Raw genomic sequence first — 16,604 nt, forward strand, 5'->3', positions numbered from 1 at the left:
CCCACACGAATTATCTAATCTCTTGTTTTTAAATAACTCAAAACCGCCAGGGTTTTGATTTTGCTTAAGTTGTTGCCCTTAAGCGAGGAGGCGTATTATATATACTTCATCCTCAGTAGCAAGTAGTTTTTTAAACTTTCTTACTACCTCAACCGCCTTCTAAATCCGCCTCCCTCACCTCAGTGAAGTCCGCGTCAGCAGTTGAGGAGGCGCATTATAGAGATACGACGATGGGAGTCAACTTCTTTCTATGATCTTTTTTGAAGTTTTTGAAATCGTTGAAAAAGTAGGCAGATTATCAACACAGCATATAAGGCTGCATCAAAGTAACTAGAGCGAATCTGTAAAGCAATATGCACCCACGCAAGGATTACCGCAGGGTATACCAGCATGTGCAAGCGGACCCAGTTTTTGCGCAGCGCGCGCACCGCTCTGTTATTGGAGGTAAGGCCCAGCGGCACCATTAATACCCACGCTGCGAATCCGACAAATATATACGGGCGCTCAGCCAACTCTTCTTTAGCGATAGACCAATCCCAGCCAAAGAGATAAGTGACCACGACCAACAGATGTAAACTGGCGTAAAACCAAGTGTACAAACCCAGCATTCGACGAAAGCGAAGTGCTGAATTCAACCCCAACCAAGCCCGCATTGGGCTAATCGCCATGGTGAGCAAAAATAGACGTATCGCCCACTCACCAGTGAGATGAATAAGCGATTTAACAGGATCGGTGCCAAGGTTTTCGGTAAGTGCCGCGTAAACAATGTATGCCAAAGGCAATAGACAAAGAACAAAGACAAGCGCTTTGGCAATACTGATCTGCTTAGAAGTCAATGCAGCCATTAATAGTTGCGACGCAAATTCATGTCTTTATACAAGCCAGCTACCTGTTCGCCATAGCCATTGAACATTTCCGTTTTAATCCGGCTCGGGCTTAACAAACTACTTGGCAACCGGCGCTCGTAGGCCTGACTCCAACGCGGATGACTGACTTTAGGATTCACATTGGCATAAAAGCCATACTCACTGGGAGCAATACTCTCCCAACTGGTTTTGGGACGTATTGAGGTGAAGCGCATTTTGACAATAGACTTAATGCTTTTAAAACCATACTTCCAGGGCACAACCAAGCGAATTGGCGCACCATTTTGATTGGGCAAGGCTTTCCCGTACATACCTACACTCATAAATGCGAGGGGATTCATTGCCTCATCCATACGCAGCCCCTCTGTATAAGGCCAATGGATGGTACTAAAAGATGAGCGCTGGCCTTTCATCTCATCGCGACGATACAGAGTCGTGAACTCAACATATTTAGCATCGGAGGTGGGTTCAAACATTTTTATGAAGTCGGCGAGGGAAAAACCCACCCAGGGAATGACCATTGACCATGCCTCAACGCAGCGCAGGCGATAGATTCGCTCTTCAAGCGTCATCAATTTGATAATATCTTCGAGCGGATAATTACCGGGCTTTGCGACATGCCCCTCTACTTTTACAGACCAAGGATCAGTAGTCAGGGTATGAGCATTTCTGGCAGGATCTGTTTTATCGGTGCCAAATTCGTAGAAATTATTGTAGCTGCTGGCCTCAGCAAAACTCGGTGTTTTTTCATCAGTATAAAAAGGATTGCCGTCTTTTTTGACAACCGGACTAAAATCAAGACTTTTACGTGGATCTTCGCTGGCGGCAAATCCAGCCGAGGGCAATCCTAAGCCCAGCGCCGCGGCGCCAACACCTTGCATAAACTGACGGCGCTTTAGATACACACTCTCTGGCGTAATTTCACTGCTGGGAATATCTGATGGCGTACGAATAAGCATGGCGTGGCTCCCTAAAAAATTTACTCACTTCTATTTAGATGCGCCACGCTTACTATTGTTACAAAACGAGACTCATTTAAATCGACGGTATATTGCCTGTACGGGGCCAGACAAGGCATAGATCATCGCCGCCGCCAACAGGACGCGCGCCGGATCAACCGAAACCAAGCCAAAAACAAAGACGACAGCTATCATTACAACAAAAGGGACTCGGCCGCGAAAATCTATTCCCTTGAAGCTGCTGTACCTCACATTGAGAATCATCAACATGCCGCACACCGCCATCAACAGACCGGCAAAAACTTCAATTTCGAAATGAATACCCTGCTCCACCCAGCCTTCTTCAGCACTAACCCAGACCAAACCCGCCATCACCGCGGCGGCCGCAGGACTGGCTAAACCAGTGAAGTAATTTTTATCAGCAGTATCTATTTGGGTATTAAAGCGCGCCAACCGGAGTGCGGCACACGCTACATATATAAAGGAGACCGCCCAACCAAATTTACCGAGATCTACCAACGCCCAACTAAAGACCACCAAGGCCGGCGCCACACCGAAGGAGACCATATCGGCCAAACTATCGTACTCCGCGCCAAATTTACTCTGGGCGTTCATGAGCCGAGCGACGCGACCATCTAGGCCGTCAAACACCATTGCGGCAAAAATCGCGATGGCGGCATTTTCAAAATTACCGTGCATGCCCGAAATAATGGCGAAGAAACCCGAGAATAAGGCCGCCGTAGTAAACAAGTTCGGTAACAGATAAATGCCACGCTTGCGCACAGTCTTGCCATCTACCGATACTTCTTCTTCATGATCGTCGATCAGCAATAAGGCTTCTTTATCAAAGCTTAATTTCGATTTCTCGCTGTCCCGCTGCTCTGTCATAAAATACTCGACTCGTTAATACGTTCAAAATAGACGCCATCATAAATTAATTCACGGAACTGTACGATGACCTAGCACAATCCCAGAACGCTTTAACCAAGGGGTTCGACAATCGTTGCTGTAGTACCACCATTCCCACCTCCATACTTGGCAGGGTCGGCTCGACCGGAATCACCCTCACCCGCTCACGCAAAAAACTGGTTGCCAACACCAACTCGGGCACCACACCAATACCCAAACCAAGCGCTACCGTACTCACAATCGCTTCGTGGCCACTAACCTGCGCATACACACTGGGCTTAATCTGCTGCTGGCGAAACCACTGCTCTATTAACGTCCTCGCCACACCACGCTCAGGCAGAATAAACGGCAAACTCGCCAGCACCTCTGGCGACAACACCTCGCCCACAGCCGCGATTTGTTCATTTACCGCGCAGGGAATGTTCGGCACCAGTAAACGCAGGGGGGAGCGCGTTAACTCTTGATATAACAAACGCGACGACAACTGCTTGGGCTTAGCGGTAATCCCCAAATCCTCACCACCTTCGACGATACGCTCGATGGCGTCAGCCTGATCTCCCGTGTGCAACTTCAATTCTATAGCAGGATATCGCTGCCTAAACACCTCAAGAATATTACTAAGCACACTATAAGAAGCAGTAACTGAGCAAAACACACCCAGCTCGCCCTGAAGTGCCTCTCCCTGGATATGCAAACGCTGCAGTACCGACTGCCAATTCACCACCGCCTGCTCAGCATAGCGGAGGAATTCTCGACCCGCAGCAGTGAGCTGAACCCGGCGGTTATCGCGCTCAAACAGTGCCACCCCCACCTGCTCTTCTAAACGCATAATCGAACGACTGACCGCCGAGGCGCTTAAATGCATGGCGTCGCCAGTGTGACCAAAATGCAAGGACTGACTGAGATGGATAAAGGTTTGGAGCTCTTTGAGGTTCATTGCACGGGAGACGCTGGACGGGAGACGGAAAACGCAAAAGATAGCGGACAGGCCTGCACCCCAGATTCGGACTGGGCGCGTAACGCGCGCCGCTCGACCGAAATTTCACTATATATTCGCAGCCCTAGCATCTCCCGTCTCCCATCAAGCGTAATGCGTATTAAGCAACATAGCGTCAACTATATATCATTTTACGCAACAAACAAGCGATGCTAAAGTGGCCGCCATTGTGGGATAGGTGACGAAATACCCCCCGCGACCAAGTTTATAGACATCACACTTAGGAGAACCCCATGGGTCAGAATTATTTCAATAGCCTGCCGCTACGTCTTCAGCTGCAAGAGCTTGGCAAATGCCGTTTTATGGATCGCAGTGAATTCGCAGACGGCTGCGAATACTTAAAAGGCAAAAAAATCGTCATTATCGGCTGTGGCTCACAAGGCTTAAACCAAGGCCTTAACCTTCGCGACTCTGGTTTAGACGTGTCATACACACTCCGCGCTGAAGCAATTGCTGAAAAACGTCAAAGCTGGAAAAACGCGACTGAAAATGGTTTTGCAGTTGGCACCTATGAAGAATTGATCCCTGTCGCTGACGTTGTCATGAACCTAACGCCAGACAAGCAACATACACCCGTTGTTAACGCGGTTATGCCGTTGATGAAAGAAGGCGCTTGCCTGGATTACGCACACGGCTTCAACTTAGTTGAAGAAGGTATGCAAATCCGTAAAGACATCACCGTTGTGATGATGTGCCCTAAATGCCCAGGCACCGAAGTTCGCGAAGAATATAAGCGTGGCTTTGGTGTTCCAACCTTGATCGCTGTTCACCGTGAAAACGATCCTAAAGGCGAAGGCATGGCCATCGCCAAGGCATTGGCTTCAGGCACCGGCGGCGACCGTGCCGGCGTGCTGGAATCATCACCAATCGCAGAAGTTAAATCTGACCTGATGGGCGAGCAAACAATTCTTTGCGGCATGCTGCAAACTGGCGCCATCCTGTGCTTCGACAAAATGGTTGAGCAAGGCATCGATGCTGGCTACGCCTCCAAGTTGATTCAGTACGGCTGGGAAACAGTTACCGAAGGCCTGAAGTACGGCGGCATCACCAATATGATGGATCGCCTTTCTAACCCCGCCAAAATCAAAGCCTTTGATCTTGCAGACGAACTAAAAGACATCATGCGTCCGCTGTACGAAAAGCACCAGGACGACATCATCAGCGGTCACTTCTCTAAGACCATGATGGAAGACTGGGCAAACGACGATAAAAACCTGCACGCGTGGCGCGCAGCAACGGCAGAAACTGCCTTTGAAAAAACGCCTGCAGGCGATGTAGAAATCAGTGAGCAAGAATACTACGATCACGGCATTTTACTTATCGCCATGTGTAAAGCTGGGGTAGAACTTGCGTTCGAGTGCATGGTTGCTGCCGGCATGGAGCCAGAGTCTGCTTACTACGAATCACTGCACGAAACACCACTGATCGCCAACACGATCGCACGTCGTAAACTCTACGAAATGAACGTGGTCATTTCAGACACAGCGGAATACGGCTGCTACCTGTTCGATCACGCTTGCCGCCCACTACTCAAAGACTTTATGAGCAAAGTTTCTACCGATATTATCGGCAAGGGCTTAAACATCAAAGATCTTGGCGTAGACAATGCTGAGCTGATCACCGTTAACGCTGCAATTCGCAACCATCCCGTAGAAGTGGTTGGCCGCAGACTGCGCGGTTACATGACGGCGATGAAGAAAATTGTTTAAACCTAGTATCTAAGCTTAAGCGAAAAAGGGCGACTCCATATGGAGTCGCCCTTTTTACGTTACAAGCTCATCAAACATATTAGCCGCAATAAACTCTGCATAAGAAAACGAATATAAAGGCCGCATTCATTCCTGCACTGTAATAGGCTTCCTACTCCAAATACCAATAATTGGTGTTCCTTGCGCACGGAGTACTGGCTCTATATCTCGATGAAGTGCTCGATAATGATAGAACGGCACGCGGGGGAATAAATGGTGAATAGAATGAATATTTTGCCCTAGCCAAAGCCACTCAATAGGTTTCATCCACATCGGCATAATTAAGCTGCTGGTGTTTTGATAACGCTCGCTATTGTCATAAGGAAAGTGGGGACGATAGGCAAACCAATACGCCGTAAAAAAACCACCCGTGAAATAGCCGAGCAACACCACAACCGCAATACCGGGCTGCTCCACCAGCGCAATCGTTAGCACGCGCCAGCCAATAGAAACCTGTATTTCGAGGCAATAAGTAAACCGCTCTTTCAATTTAGCCGATCGCCAATGCTGTTTATAGAAAAAGGTATTCTGAACATAGAAGAACTTAAGCGTTGTTAATAGCGCAGCGAAAAGACCAGTGCGCATTCCGCTAATAATAAAATCAGGATCTTTGCCGGCAATATTGGTATAGCGATGATGGGCAAAATGCTCATGCTTATGTGAGTTATAGGGCACGGAGATTATCGGGCCAACTAGATAGCCACACAGATCGTTAACCCATCTCAAATTAGGATTGCTACCATGTATATTGCCGTGCACAGCCTCATGCAAGGTCGTATAAGACATATAGGTCAATACGCTAATTAGTGGCGTTGCCAACCACACCGATAGATACCCAGTAGCGAATAACACCAAACAAATAATAAACAAACTACAAACCAGCAGTGTCAGCACAACAGTTGGCCATGCTACGCTACCTATATAATTCCTGGCAATACCAAGGGCTTTTTTATTAAGCTCTGCATCCATAATGACTACCTTTTCACCTCTGAGCATTCGACTTTACTGAGCAATACCATAGCTACACCGACACAAAGCCGCTTTGCGTTTTAACTTGGACACTCACTGCGGTCACCCCCATAGAATCAGAGCGACAAAATCAAACTACTATTAAAAAACCAGCTATTTTTTAGCTGTTAATTTAACCATCATCTTCGAATAGCCTTTTACAAAATTGGATTGCACATACTCTGGTTCAGCAACCACTGCTATCTCATCGAAGCGCGCCAGCAGTTCCTCCCAAAGAATACGCAGCTGCAGCTCAGCCAGACGATTACCCATACACCGATGAACACCAAAACCAAAAGACAAATGATTCCGCGCGCCTTTGCGGTCAATAATAAATTCATCTGGCTGATCAATAGCGCGCTCATCACGGTTGCCAGAGGCATACCACATTACAACCTTATCGCCCTTTTTAATTTCTTTACCGCTCAACTCAACATCTTGTTTTGCGACACGACGCATATACGCAAGCGGTGTTTGCCAGCGAATAATTTCAGATACCATATTAGGAATAACACTGGGATCGCTCTTAAGCTTCGCAAATTCTGCTGGAAAGCGGCTAAGGGCAAGAACTCCGCCGGTCATGGAGTTGCGCGTAGTGTCATTGCCACCGACAATCAACAGAGCCAAATTACCCAAGAACTCCAGCGGTCTATTTATTAAATCCTTGGTATCCTTATTGCTCTGCAGCATGCTAATCAGATCAAAACCCGCGTCCTCACCAGCGGCGAGCTTCGTTTCTTTTTCTCGCCAAAGCTGAGAAAAATGCTTAGCCATTTCTTGCATACCAGTGAACAATTCATCGGTATCACTTACCCCCCCAGTGGTTTCAGCGCCACCACCAGCCAAGTCAGACCAATACACCAGCTTTCTACGCTGCTCATAGGGGAAATCGAGCAGTGTCGCCAGCATTCTCGCCGTTAGCTCTATCGAGACATCCTCAACCCAGTCAAAAGGCGTATCCAATGGCAGTTGATCGAGAACTTCTTGGGTTCGACTGCGAATCAGTCCTTCCATCTCTTTGAGATTTTTCGGTGCCACAACGCCCTGTACAGCCTGTCGCTGTAGATCGTGCTTCGGCGGATCCATAGCAATGAACATCTCAAGTGCCAGCTCCTTAGGCGCACCACCAATAACAATAAATGGCTCTGCAGAAAACAAATCGTGATGTTTGTCAACAAACACAATGTCTTCATAGCGCGTCACCGACCAGAAGGGACCAAATGCGCTACTTTTTTGAAAGTGGACAGGGCATTCATCGCGCAGTCGTTTAAAATACGACTCCCAACGATTCTGCTTAAACAAAAACGGATTACTGACATCAATATCTTCTATTGCTAAGCTTTCGACATCAGGGATCGGCGCTTCAACAAACTCCCGAGCTTTAGCGTATACACCCAACTTGGTCTTGGCGGTATATAGCCAGTGCGCACCTTTTATTTGTAGGTGCATTGGTACGCTAGCGGTACTTTTTCCAACTAGATCATTAAAAATTTTCATAGACCTTCCAAGCCTTATAGTTATGCGTTGAATAGTATTTTTGGCCAGTAAACCTTACATCTGAAATTCTGGCAGGCGTGCAACCAGACCATCCATCGCGTCAGTAGTTATAATCTGACACGCTAGCCGCGAGGTGTCGCTGCGTTCCGGCGTTAAATCTAACATCTGTAGCTCATCGCCGGTCGCGCCGCCGATAATACTCGGGCAATGACTTTCAATAATGACATGGCAGGTACCGCAGGCACACTCCCCACCGCAGTCCGCATCAATACCCGGAACATCGTTATCCAAGGCAATTTGCATCAAGGATTTTCCCGGCTCCAGATCAACAGTGTGTTGTGTGCCATCATGTTCGATAAAGGTAATACTGCCCATCGCTTTCTTCCTCGGTGAAGCCGATTGATCGACTCAGCGACTGATCGCCATAAAACTGAATACGACATCATTCAACTAAGTCATTTCACGTTCAAAATATTATTTAAGATTAAACTTTAAAACTTATACGTCGCATCCATACCAAAGGTGCGTGGCGGACCAGCCTGGAAATAATCGAAGCCAAATCCTGCCTGCAAATTAATAGCATAGCCGTCATATTCTTCCTGCGCTAAGTTCTTAGCCCATAGGGAAACAGAATAATCCTCATTGACGCCGCGCCAAGTTAGTCGTGTATTTACTAGCGCATACGCATCTTGCTTAATATTTTCATAGCCACCAATATCGTTATATGCGCTATACCACTGCTTATCCTGATAATTGGCATTCACGTTCCAACTTAGATAGCCGCGATCACCGCTATAGACTTCGTAGTCGACAGAGATATTGCCGCTGATTTTCGGCGCAGAGATAAGCTCATTGCCCGAGAGGTCGACCGTATCATTGGGGTTATTAAGCGTTTGCGTATCCGACAATTCGAGCTCGGTATACTCTGTTTCAAGGTAGCCAATCCCCATCATCAACATTAACTTTTCAGTTGCCGCAAACATGATTTCAGCTTCTAAACCGGCGATCGTTGAACCACCTGCATTCTCTAAGAAATTAGACACGCCAACGACGTTGATAAACTGCTGGTCTTTATAGTCGTATAAAAACGCAGCGGCATTCACCCTGGCTCTCTGATCATAGAAATCTGATTTAAAGCCGATTTCATAGGCATCTATATATTCAGGTCTCGCGTAGGCATCTTCAAAATCGCGTTCGCGATAATACACGCCGCCGTTAAAGTTTCCTGAGCGAAAGCCCTTGCTGTAACTCAGATACATCATAAAGTCATCACTGAAGCGATAATCAAAGCCGAGCTTGCCGGTGAATTCCTGCTCCTTTGCCGACAATGGTTTAGACGATTCAGTGGTATAAGGTCCGTGGGTATACCCCACTTGCCCAGTAGCGAGAAGATCCTCTAGCGTTACCTGCCCACTGAGAAAATTTTCGAGAAGCACATCCACCTCGACAATCCCCGCGTTACCCGCAAGATTAAGAGGTACAAAGGGCTCGTCAAATTGAGTGGTATTGCCTGGCACATAAGTGCCGCGCGGACTGCCGTCGTAGCCTTCTCTAGAGATATTCAAATAGGTGAGATCGATTTCATCGACGGTGTAGCGAATACCAAAATCGATGCCGAAATTGGCAGTGACATCGAAGCGAAGCTGGGTATAGGCCGCATAACTCGTCTTATCAGTAATCATTTTCTGATCAATTTGGCCAAAATCAAGCAAATAAGGATAGAAGCCGGTCGCGCCTGGATACGTTACCGCAACCCGAAGATCAGGGGGTGTCTCATAAATGGCATACTCATTGTGCATATCCATTTCTTCTACGGCGTAATATATGCCGCCGATGAAATTAAACATGCCGTCATAGTTGCTAGAAATGCGCAAATCCTGGCTATAGGCATCGGTATCTACTGCCCAGCGTATTTCAAGCAAGCCTTCAGGTGATCCGTCGGTATTCTGCTTCTGAGCGTAGTCTGAAATACTGATGGAGGTAATACTGGTAAAAGTATGACTGTCGCCAACAAACTCCAATTTGTTGACCAACATATCGGAATTAACGACCAGCGGACCAGTAAAGTTATCTTCCACTTCATGGTGACCTAGGTTTTGTGATGAGGCCGAATAGCCAGTATTGTCGATAAAACCGCTGCTGTCATCACCTTGCGCCAAACCACCAGTAGCAATACCGCCGACACCGAGCACACCGTCTCCGCCGCTGAGATTTCCTCGCGGCTCATTTCTGGAGGCGTTAGCTAAAGAATCATTCTGGCCGTGCGTTAACTTAAGCACGTTGCTAATATTTTCAGTTATCTGCCAATTTAGCGTTAAACGCAAAGCCTGAAAATCGATAGACGATAAATTGGGTCCACCCGAGCGGTTCTCTATATATCCACTATTGCGAGAAAAAGAGTAGGCGAGCCGTGCAGCTAAAGCGTCTTCGACTAAGGTGCCTTCAACACCTAAATCGCCGACTCGCGAATCGTAGTTACCTGCACCTAATTTGGCATTCACATGAAAGCCATCGTTGAGCAGTGGCGTTTTAGTAATGATATTGATTGCACCACCAGTCGTGTTTTTTCCGTACAGTGTTCCCTGTGGTCCTCGCAAAACCTCTAGGCGCTCAACGTCGAAGAAATTCATACCGTGCGTGTATACCGCCCCCATATACGACTCGTCGGAATACACACCAATGGGGCTCGCTTGGTTAGAACTGTAGTCCGACATACTGACACCGCGTATCGCAAAGATCGGCTGCACCTCACCAAATGGACCGCTGACCTGCATATTAGGCACTTGCGCAGAAATATCATTTGCGCTGGCAAAGCCAAACTTCTCAAGAGAATCGGCGGTCATACCAGTGATAGCAACAGGGGTGTCCTGCGTACTTTCTGAACGCTTCTGCCCCGTAACAATAACCTCTTCCAGCATTGGCGCCGCAATGGCAAACATCGGCATGGAACTTAGACCTAACAGCGAGGTGCCGAAGGCGAACTTTCTTACTCGACGGTGAAATACGCGCATATAATTATTATCCTAGTGAACGAATAGCGCATATATTCTATAAAAATGACCTTCCCGTCTTTTCCGATACGGACAAGTTTTTGACAAATTAGGACAAGCCACAAAAGAGCGCAAATGATAAAAATTCGTCCTAAAATGCCAAGACTCCCCCCCTAGCAAAGATCAATAATCGAATCGATAGCACCGCGAACGCGAATAAAGACATTGCGCCATGCTTATTAACAAGTCGCTTCGCAAAGATGGCGACTGGCAGGGGTAACCATCCAATAACGACACCACCCATACCGGAGATAATAATGAATAAATCAATAGGTAAATTTATGTTCACAGCGGCAATGCTTAGTGCCTCGTCATTATCCAGCGCGCAAAACCTGAGCGCACTTCAAGCGCTTGGGGCACCACTTAGCAATTTATTCGCGGGTGGAGCGGCCAACAATGCCCATATAAGCCCCCTTAGTACCCTCGACACGCTAGTATCACCGCTGCAATCAAGTACAGAGGCCATCGGATTAAACTCCTCTCCTTTGTTTAATATCCTTCCAACTAATCCGCTGATAACAACATACAGTATTTTGCTCGCCGGCCCGGCAGAAGCGATTATCGTTGGTGACCTACTACAGGGAACGCTTATCATAAACGGCATTCTCGACGGGATTCCCAGCGGCACGCTAGTACGCCAAACCATTCACAGCACAGAACTCGGAGAGCTGCCGCTACCGATCAGCGGCCTCATTAACTCTCAATTCTAAAGATCAGCAATAGCGCCCGCCTAGCCGGGCGACACGCCACTACGCATAAACTTATACCCTAAGGCCAAGCTAGACAGGGACATTCATAAGAGACTTGTTATAATTAGCGAAATAACACTAATGACAAGATATCTGAGAAGCAGAATGACTGCACCGGTAAGAGCAAGCTGTTTAAACAACTTCGTACTTCTAATTGAAGAGCTGCAGGGAAACCCAAAAGATTTATTCGTCAGAGCCGGTATAGATTACAGCCAACGGGATGACGACAACTATTTTTTCCCATACCAATGTTTTATCGACTTGCTAGAATTGTGTGCCCAAGATCTAAAGCTTCTTGATTTTGGCTTACGACTGGCAATGCGACAAGATCAGACTATATTGGGACCGGTCGCTTTTTTAGCGCTATCCGCGCACGACGTTAGGTCAGCATTGATCAGCGTAAGCAAATTTCTATACCACTTCACACCGGCCATTTCTCTCCGTTTAAAAGAAGGTGAGGGCCAATCCAGCTACGTATGTTTAGAACTCCTGAATACAAACAACAACGACAGCCGACAAGCCGTAGAACACGCTGTGGCCTGCACACTTCACATCATCCACCTGATGACGGAAGGAAAATTTAAGGCTCGCTCAGTGCAGTTCCGCCACGGGAAAATGTCGCCAGACAAGCCGTATCAAAACGCATTCAACTGCCCAACCCTATTTAAACAAGAACACGACGCCATTGAACTCGATAGCAATTTTTTAGATCTTGAGCTGAGTTCCCACAACCCTCAGTTACACGACCTGGTGTCCAATTACTTTTCGATGGTAGAGATAGACTCCAGCTCTACAAGTAAGCCAAATACCCCCACAAGCAAGCAAGCCCGACATTTAATTGGGAAGTTACTCCCCACTGGTGAGCTTTCACGACCGGTCATTGCAGAAAATATGAAACTTCACGAACGCGCACTTCATCGCAAACTGCAAGCTGAGGGCTATACCTTTGAAGCGCTAGTCGACGAGGTCCGAATTACCGAAGCCAAAAAACTCCTCTCGAACGAGACCATACCCATGTCTCAAATCGCGGGCTTATTAGGCTACAACGAGCAAAGTTCATTCAACAGAGCATTTAAACGCTGGTTTAATATGACGCCAAAGCAGTACTTACAAAGCAAACATTAGATTATTGTGGTCAGTTAATTTTTAATCAAAATCCACATACAGAAAAAGCCGCTACTGAAAACAGCAGCGGCCTACGGGTCATTAATAGCAGGTATTTCTAGTGTACTTGAGCCTCTCCTGCGCCCTGCGGATAACGGATACTTTCAACCATATCCTGAACATCCTGCGGTGGTGCTGGCGTAAAGCGACAAACCAAACCAGCAATAGCAAAGTTTACCAACATACCTAGCGTACCAATCCCTTCTGGCGACACACCAAACCACCAATTCTCAGGTGTACTCGCCGCAGGATTGATGAATTTGAAGTACACGATATATGAGGCGGTAAACAACAAGCCGCTTACCATACCCGAGATCGCGCCGTATTTATTCATACGCTTGTAGAATATGCCGAGGATAATCGCCGGGAAGAAGCTAGAGGCCGCCAAACCAAATGCGAAGGCGACGACCTGTGCGACAAAGCCAGGCGGATTAATCCCTAGATATCCCGCGATACATACGGCCACCGCCGCCGCACCACGCGCATAACGCAGCTCCATTTTATCCGAAATATTCGGCATCAGATTTCGTTTCAGCAAATCGTGGGAAATAGATGTGGATATAACCAAGAGCAAACCTGCTGAGGTAGACAAGGCTGCCGCGACACCACCCGCCGCCACCAAGGCAATCACCCAGGCTGGAAGGTTAGCAATTTCAGGGTTAGCGAGTACCATGATGTCGCGGTCGATGTGCATCTCGTTACGATCATCACCGGCGTAGAACATACGGCCATCGCTGTTTTTATCTTCCCAACCGATCAAACCGGTTTTTTCCCAGTTGGTCACCCATGCCGGCGCCTTACTGTATTCCGTGCCCTGGCTATCCGCACCGTTGATGGTATTGATCATGTTCAAGCGAGCGAAACCGGCAACCGCGGGTGCAGTAGTATATAAGACCGCAATAAAAATTAAGGCCCAACCTGCAGATTTACGCGCATCTTTTACCTTAGGTACGGTAAAGAACCGCACTATTACGTGGGGTAATCCTGCGGTACCCACCATCAGTGCTGCAGTGATAAACAGCACATCGATTGTCGACTTTGTCCCGCTGGTATAGGCAGTGAAGCCCAACTCCGCAGACAGCCCATCAAGCTTGTCGAGTAGATGTATCCCCGACCCATCCGCCAAGGTCGCGCCAAAACCAAACTGGGGAATAACGTGACCAGTCACCATGATCGAAATAAATATCGCCGGTACCAAATAGGCCATCATCAACACACAGTACTGCGCAACCTGGGTATAGGTTATGCCTTTCATCCCACCTAACACGGCGTAGAAGAACACAATCGCCATACCAAGTAGCACACCGGTAGTTATATCGACTTCGAGGAATCGACTAAACACCACACCGACTCCGCGCATCTGTCCCGCCACATAGGTAAAGGAGACAAAAATCGCGCATATGACCGCCACCGTTCGCGCTGTCTGGGAATAATAGCGGTCACCGATAAAGTCAGGCACAGTAAACTTACCAAACTTACGAAGATACGGAGCAAGACAGAGCGCCAATAACACATAGCCCCCAGTCCATCCCATTAAATAGACGGCGCCGTCGTATCCCATAAAGGAAATGAGACCGGCCATCGAAATAAACGAGGCGGCACTCATCCAGTCCGCCGCCGTCGCCATACCGTTAACAACAGGGTGAACACCTCCCCCTGCAACATAAAACTCTTTGGTAGAGCCCGCGCGACAATAGATAGCAATGCCGATATACAAAACAAAGCTCAAGCCGACAATTAGGAATGTCCACGTTCTAATATCCATAATGCACCCCTAGTCTTCTTGGACGTCGTATTTTTCGTCGAGCCGATTCATTTTGTATACGTACACAAAAATCAGCACCACAAACGTGTAAATTGCCCCTTGCTGAGCAAACCAAAAACCCAATTTAAAACCAAAAAATTGGATTTGATTTAACACATCAACCAAGAGGATCCCGAAGCCAAAGGACACTAAGGCCCAGATGAAAAGTAAGCTAAGTAAGAGCTTCACATTTTCTCGCCAGTAGGCTTTCGCCAGTTCTTTTGAATGAAACGCCATTGTTATTCTCCTGTTATTTTCGACTTTTCCCGTCTTATAAACCTAGCATTACAGTTAAGTCGCTATCTCACCATTCGACCTTAGTCGATTGGCGCCATTTAAGAGCTGCCTTAATATTAAAACGTGTATTTCGCGCTGAACTGCAGACGATCTAAATCGCCGCTATCATCTCCACCTACTGGTCTCTCAATGGTTTTGCTGGCGTGAATATATTCGACACCAAAATTCAAAGCCGTAATCGGCGCGTAAACTAAATTCGCATGAACACTTTGATAAGACGCCGCTGTAGTATCGGCAACCGAATCGGGGTTATCAGCAGAGCTCGCCGACAACACCAAACTACTACGCCATTTAGGCGCCCAAAAATGTCGATACGCGACGTAGCCTCCGACAGAGTCAATTAACTCGATATCACCGCCATCCTCAATCACACCATCTCGGTATGTTTGCAAACCCAGGTAGCGCCCCAAAGCATTACCGGCATTAAGTTGCACGCGAACATCATCGGCACCTATCTGCCAAACACCCGCAAAACTCACACCATAACCGTAGACACTGTCGTCGCCGCGAACAGCCTGCGCCTGACTGTTTGTAAAGTTTTGTTTGTAGGCAAGCTCTCGCAGCAAACCGGAAAAACTATAGCTAAAATCTCCGGATTTGCCGTTGAAGCGCACCACCATGTCAGGCAGCGCATTATTATCATAAGCACTCGCGCCGGCATCCGACCCGCTTTGACCATATAAACCGCTAGACGGATTCTCTAGCGCAAACATCAGCGAGCGCGCATTACCTAAGCCGTGAGTCCAGCGCACTTGCGCCTGCCGTTCGAACAGAGTGCCAACAGGACCAACAAAATCCAAGGTATCTGGCAGACTAGCCACATTAAAAAAGGTGCTCCAGGTCTGACCGGCCAGCACCGAACTATCGGCGTCGAATTGCCAGCTCAAGTAGGCATGACGGATTCGCGAGGCAGCAGAGTTACTAATACGCTCATCGCCAATTTGATTCACACCAAAATCCATTTCGATATAGGTGCCAATAGCACCAACATCGGTTGCGGTATTGGTTTTAAACCAAATACGAGAATGCTTCGCATGCATATCGAGATTTGTATCGCCGGACTCCCCTCCAACAGGTATGACCGAGGCGACCAGAAAATCATCGCCCACACCTGCCAGCGCACGCTCCCCGTCGCTGTATTGGCTAGCGATGGCATCTAACTTTATATAACCGCCAAATGAGTACTCAGTACTACCTTCTAACTGCTGAACCTGGCTTGGCGCCTCCTTTTCTGCAAGTGCGCGCTCCAGTCGTTCCACTCGTTGCTCTAATGTTTCAGCGACCGCCGACAAGGGGAACGCAGCGAAAACCAGGCCAGCAAGTACGCTTGATCTCAACTGAATATTAGCCGGCACCGCCGGAGTCAATTTCTTATTATTTATCATAGTGGGCTCTCTCGAATCGTAAATGACACGAAATTTATAATCCCACCACACCACCAAGGATATTAGCCATTAGTCACGTATAGACCAAAGTCTATGTTGCAAAGCAACCGAGAAGACACAACAAAAAAGGGGACTAGACCAAGGTCTAATTCTATTTACATCACAGCGCGA

14 protein-coding genes are annotated in these 16,604 nt (G+C 47.7%); 3 read left to right on the forward strand and 11 right to left on the reverse strand.

The window, feature by feature from the left end; genetic code table 11:
* Nucleotides 1-248 precede the first annotated feature (248 nt).
* The 4 genes from msrQ to ilvY form a co-directional block, all read right to left on the reverse strand.
* The gene (msrQ, locus tag KXJ70_RS14475) at nt 249-845 is read right to left on the reverse strand and encodes a protein-methionine-sulfoxide reductase heme-binding subunit MsrQ (protein ID WP_219044247.1); all 597 of its coding nucleotides are present in this window, start codon (nt 843-845) and stop codon (nt 249-251) included.
* The gene (msrP, locus tag KXJ70_RS14480; RefSeq protein WP_219044248.1) at nt 845-1,825 is read right to left on the reverse strand and encodes a protein-methionine-sulfoxide reductase catalytic subunit MsrP; all 981 of its coding nucleotides are present in this window, start codon (nt 1,823-1,825) and stop codon (nt 845-847) included. Before msrP ends, msrQ begins: the two co-directional genes overlap by 1 nt.
* 72 nt (nt 1,826-1,897) lie before the next feature.
* Nucleotides 1,898-2,713, reverse strand: a complete 816-nt coding sequence (pssA, locus tag KXJ70_RS14485; RefSeq protein WP_219044249.1) for a CDP-diacylglycerol--serine O-phosphatidyltransferase — start codon at nt 2,711-2,713, stop codon at nt 1,898-1,900.
* A gap of 46 nt (nt 2,714-2,759) precedes the next feature.
* Nucleotides 2,760-3,671 carry an HTH-type transcriptional activator IlvY gene (gene ilvY, locus KXJ70_RS14490; protein ID WP_219044250.1) on the reverse strand — a complete coding sequence of 304 codons (912 nt, stop codon included), beginning with the start codon at nt 3,669-3,671 and terminating at the stop codon, nt 2,760-2,762.
* Between the two features lie 293 nt (nt 3,672-3,964).
* Between ilvY and ilvC the strand changes: the two genes are divergently transcribed.
* Nucleotides 3,965-5,440 carry a ketol-acid reductoisomerase gene (gene ilvC / locus KXJ70_RS14495; RefSeq protein ID WP_219044251.1) on the forward strand — a complete coding sequence of 492 codons (1,476 nt, stop codon included), beginning with the start codon at nt 3,965-3,967 and terminating at the stop codon, nt 5,438-5,440.
* A gap of 126 nt (nt 5,441-5,566) precedes the next feature.
* Here the strand turns inward: ilvC and KXJ70_RS14500 are convergent, their stop codons facing one another.
* From KXJ70_RS14500 to KXJ70_RS14515, 4 genes are all read right to left on the reverse strand, one after another.
* The gene (locus KXJ70_RS14500; RefSeq protein ID WP_219044252.1) at nt 5,567-6,475 is read right to left on the reverse strand and encodes a fatty acid desaturase family protein; all 909 of its coding nucleotides are present in this window, start codon (nt 6,473-6,475) and stop codon (nt 5,567-5,569) included.
* Nucleotides 6,476-6,601: 126 nt separating this feature from the next.
* Nucleotides 6,602-7,984 carry a cytochrome P450 gene (locus tag KXJ70_RS14505; RefSeq protein ID WP_219044253.1) on the reverse strand — a complete coding sequence of 461 codons (1,383 nt, stop codon included), beginning with the start codon at nt 7,982-7,984 and terminating at the stop codon, nt 6,602-6,604.
* A gap of 54 nt (nt 7,985-8,038) precedes the next feature.
* Nucleotides 8,039-8,359, reverse strand: a complete 321-nt coding sequence (locus KXJ70_RS14510) for a 2Fe-2S iron-sulfur cluster-binding protein (protein ID WP_219044254.1) — start codon at nt 8,357-8,359, stop codon at nt 8,039-8,041.
* A gap of 116 nt (nt 8,360-8,475) precedes the next feature.
* Nucleotides 8,476-10,995, reverse strand: a complete 2,520-nt coding sequence (locus KXJ70_RS14515; RefSeq protein WP_255558497.1) for a TonB-dependent receptor — start codon at nt 10,993-10,995, stop codon at nt 8,476-8,478.
* Between the two features lie 296 nt (nt 10,996-11,291).
* Here KXJ70_RS14515 and KXJ70_RS14520 point away from each other — a divergent pair, with 296 nt between their 5' ends.
* Nucleotides 11,292-11,744 carry a hypothetical protein gene (locus KXJ70_RS14520; protein ID WP_219044255.1) on the forward strand — a complete coding sequence of 151 codons (453 nt, stop codon included), beginning with the start codon at nt 11,292-11,294 and terminating at the stop codon, nt 11,742-11,744.
* A gap of 144 nt (nt 11,745-11,888) precedes the next feature.
* Nucleotides 11,889-12,908 carry an AraC family transcriptional regulator gene (locus KXJ70_RS14525; RefSeq protein WP_219044256.1) on the forward strand — a complete coding sequence of 340 codons (1,020 nt, stop codon included), beginning with the start codon at nt 11,889-11,891 and terminating at the stop codon, nt 12,906-12,908.
* 97 nt (nt 12,909-13,005) lie between these two features.
* Here the strand turns inward: KXJ70_RS14525 and KXJ70_RS14530 are convergent, their stop codons facing one another.
* From KXJ70_RS14530 to KXJ70_RS14540, 3 genes are all read right to left on the reverse strand, one after another.
* Nucleotides 13,006-14,712 (reverse strand): sodium:solute symporter family protein, encoded by a 1,707-nt coding sequence (locus tag KXJ70_RS14530; protein ID WP_219044257.1) that lies wholly within the window; start codon nt 14,710-14,712, stop codon nt 13,006-13,008.
* A gap of 9 nt (nt 14,713-14,721) precedes the next feature.
* On the reverse strand, nt 14,722-14,988 hold the full coding sequence (locus KXJ70_RS14535; RefSeq protein WP_219044258.1) for a DUF4212 domain-containing protein: 267 nt from the start codon (nt 14,986-14,988) through the stop codon (nt 14,722-14,724).
* A 116-nt stretch (nt 14,989-15,104) separates the two neighbouring features.
* On the reverse strand, nt 15,105-16,433 hold the full coding sequence (locus KXJ70_RS14540) for a DcaP family trimeric outer membrane transporter (protein ID WP_219044259.1): 1,329 nt from the start codon (nt 16,431-16,433) through the stop codon (nt 15,105-15,107).
* Between the last annotated feature and the right edge of the window lie 171 nt (nt 16,434-16,604).

It is taken from the genome of Zhongshania aquimaris (assembly GCF_019312595.1).
In the GTDB taxonomy this organism is placed as follows: Bacteria; Pseudomonadota; Gammaproteobacteria; order Pseudomonadales; family Spongiibacteraceae; genus Spongiibacter; species Spongiibacter aquimaris.

Excerpts from the sequence above, each read along its gene's own strand:
- pssA (WP_219044249.1), bottom strand. The coding sequence starts at position 2,713 with ATGACAGAGCAGCGGGACAGCGAGAAATCGAAATTAAGCTTTGATAAA.
- msrQ (WP_219044247.1), bottom strand. The coding sequence starts at position 845 with ATGGCTGCATTGACTTCTAAGCAGATCAGTATTGCCAAAGCGCTTGTC.
- KXJ70_RS14520 (WP_219044255.1), top strand. The coding sequence starts at position 11,292 with ATGAATAAATCAATAGGTAAATTTATGTTCACAGCGGCAATGCTTAGT.
- ilvC (WP_219044251.1), top strand. The coding sequence starts at position 3,965 with ATGGGTCAGAATTATTTCAATAGCCTGCCGCTACGTCTTCAGCTGCAA.
- KXJ70_RS14505 (WP_219044253.1), bottom strand. The coding sequence starts at position 7,984 with ATGAAAATTTTTAATGATCTAGTTGGAAAAAGTACCGCTAGCGTACCA.
- KXJ70_RS14535 (WP_219044258.1), bottom strand. The coding sequence starts at position 14,988 with ATGGCGTTTCATTCAAAAGAACTGGCGAAAGCCTACTGGCGAGAAAAT.
- msrP (WP_219044248.1), bottom strand. The coding sequence starts at position 1,825 with ATGCTTATTCGTACGCCATCAGATATTCCCAGCAGTGAAATTACGCCA.
- KXJ70_RS14500 (WP_219044252.1), bottom strand. The coding sequence starts at position 6,475 with ATGCTCAGAGGTGAAAAGGTAGTCATTATGGATGCAGAGCTTAATAAA.
- KXJ70_RS14510 (WP_219044254.1), bottom strand. The coding sequence starts at position 8,359 with ATGGGCAGTATTACCTTTATCGAACATGATGGCACACAACACACTGTT.
- KXJ70_RS14530 (WP_219044257.1), bottom strand. The coding sequence starts at position 14,712 with ATGGATATTAGAACGTGGACATTCCTAATTGTCGGCTTGAGCTTTGTT.
- KXJ70_RS14525 (WP_219044256.1), top strand. The coding sequence starts at position 11,889 with ATGACTGCACCGGTAAGAGCAAGCTGTTTAAACAACTTCGTACTTCTA.
- KXJ70_RS14540 (WP_219044259.1), bottom strand. The coding sequence starts at position 16,433 with ATGATAAATAATAAGAAATTGACTCCGGCGGTGCCGGCTAATATTCAG.
- ilvY (WP_219044250.1), bottom strand. The coding sequence starts at position 3,671 with ATGAACCTCAAAGAGCTCCAAACCTTTATCCATCTCAGTCAGTCCTTG.
- KXJ70_RS14515 (WP_255558497.1), bottom strand. The coding sequence starts at position 10,995 with ATGCGCGTATTTCACCGTCGAGTAAGAAAGTTCGCCTTCGGCACCTCG.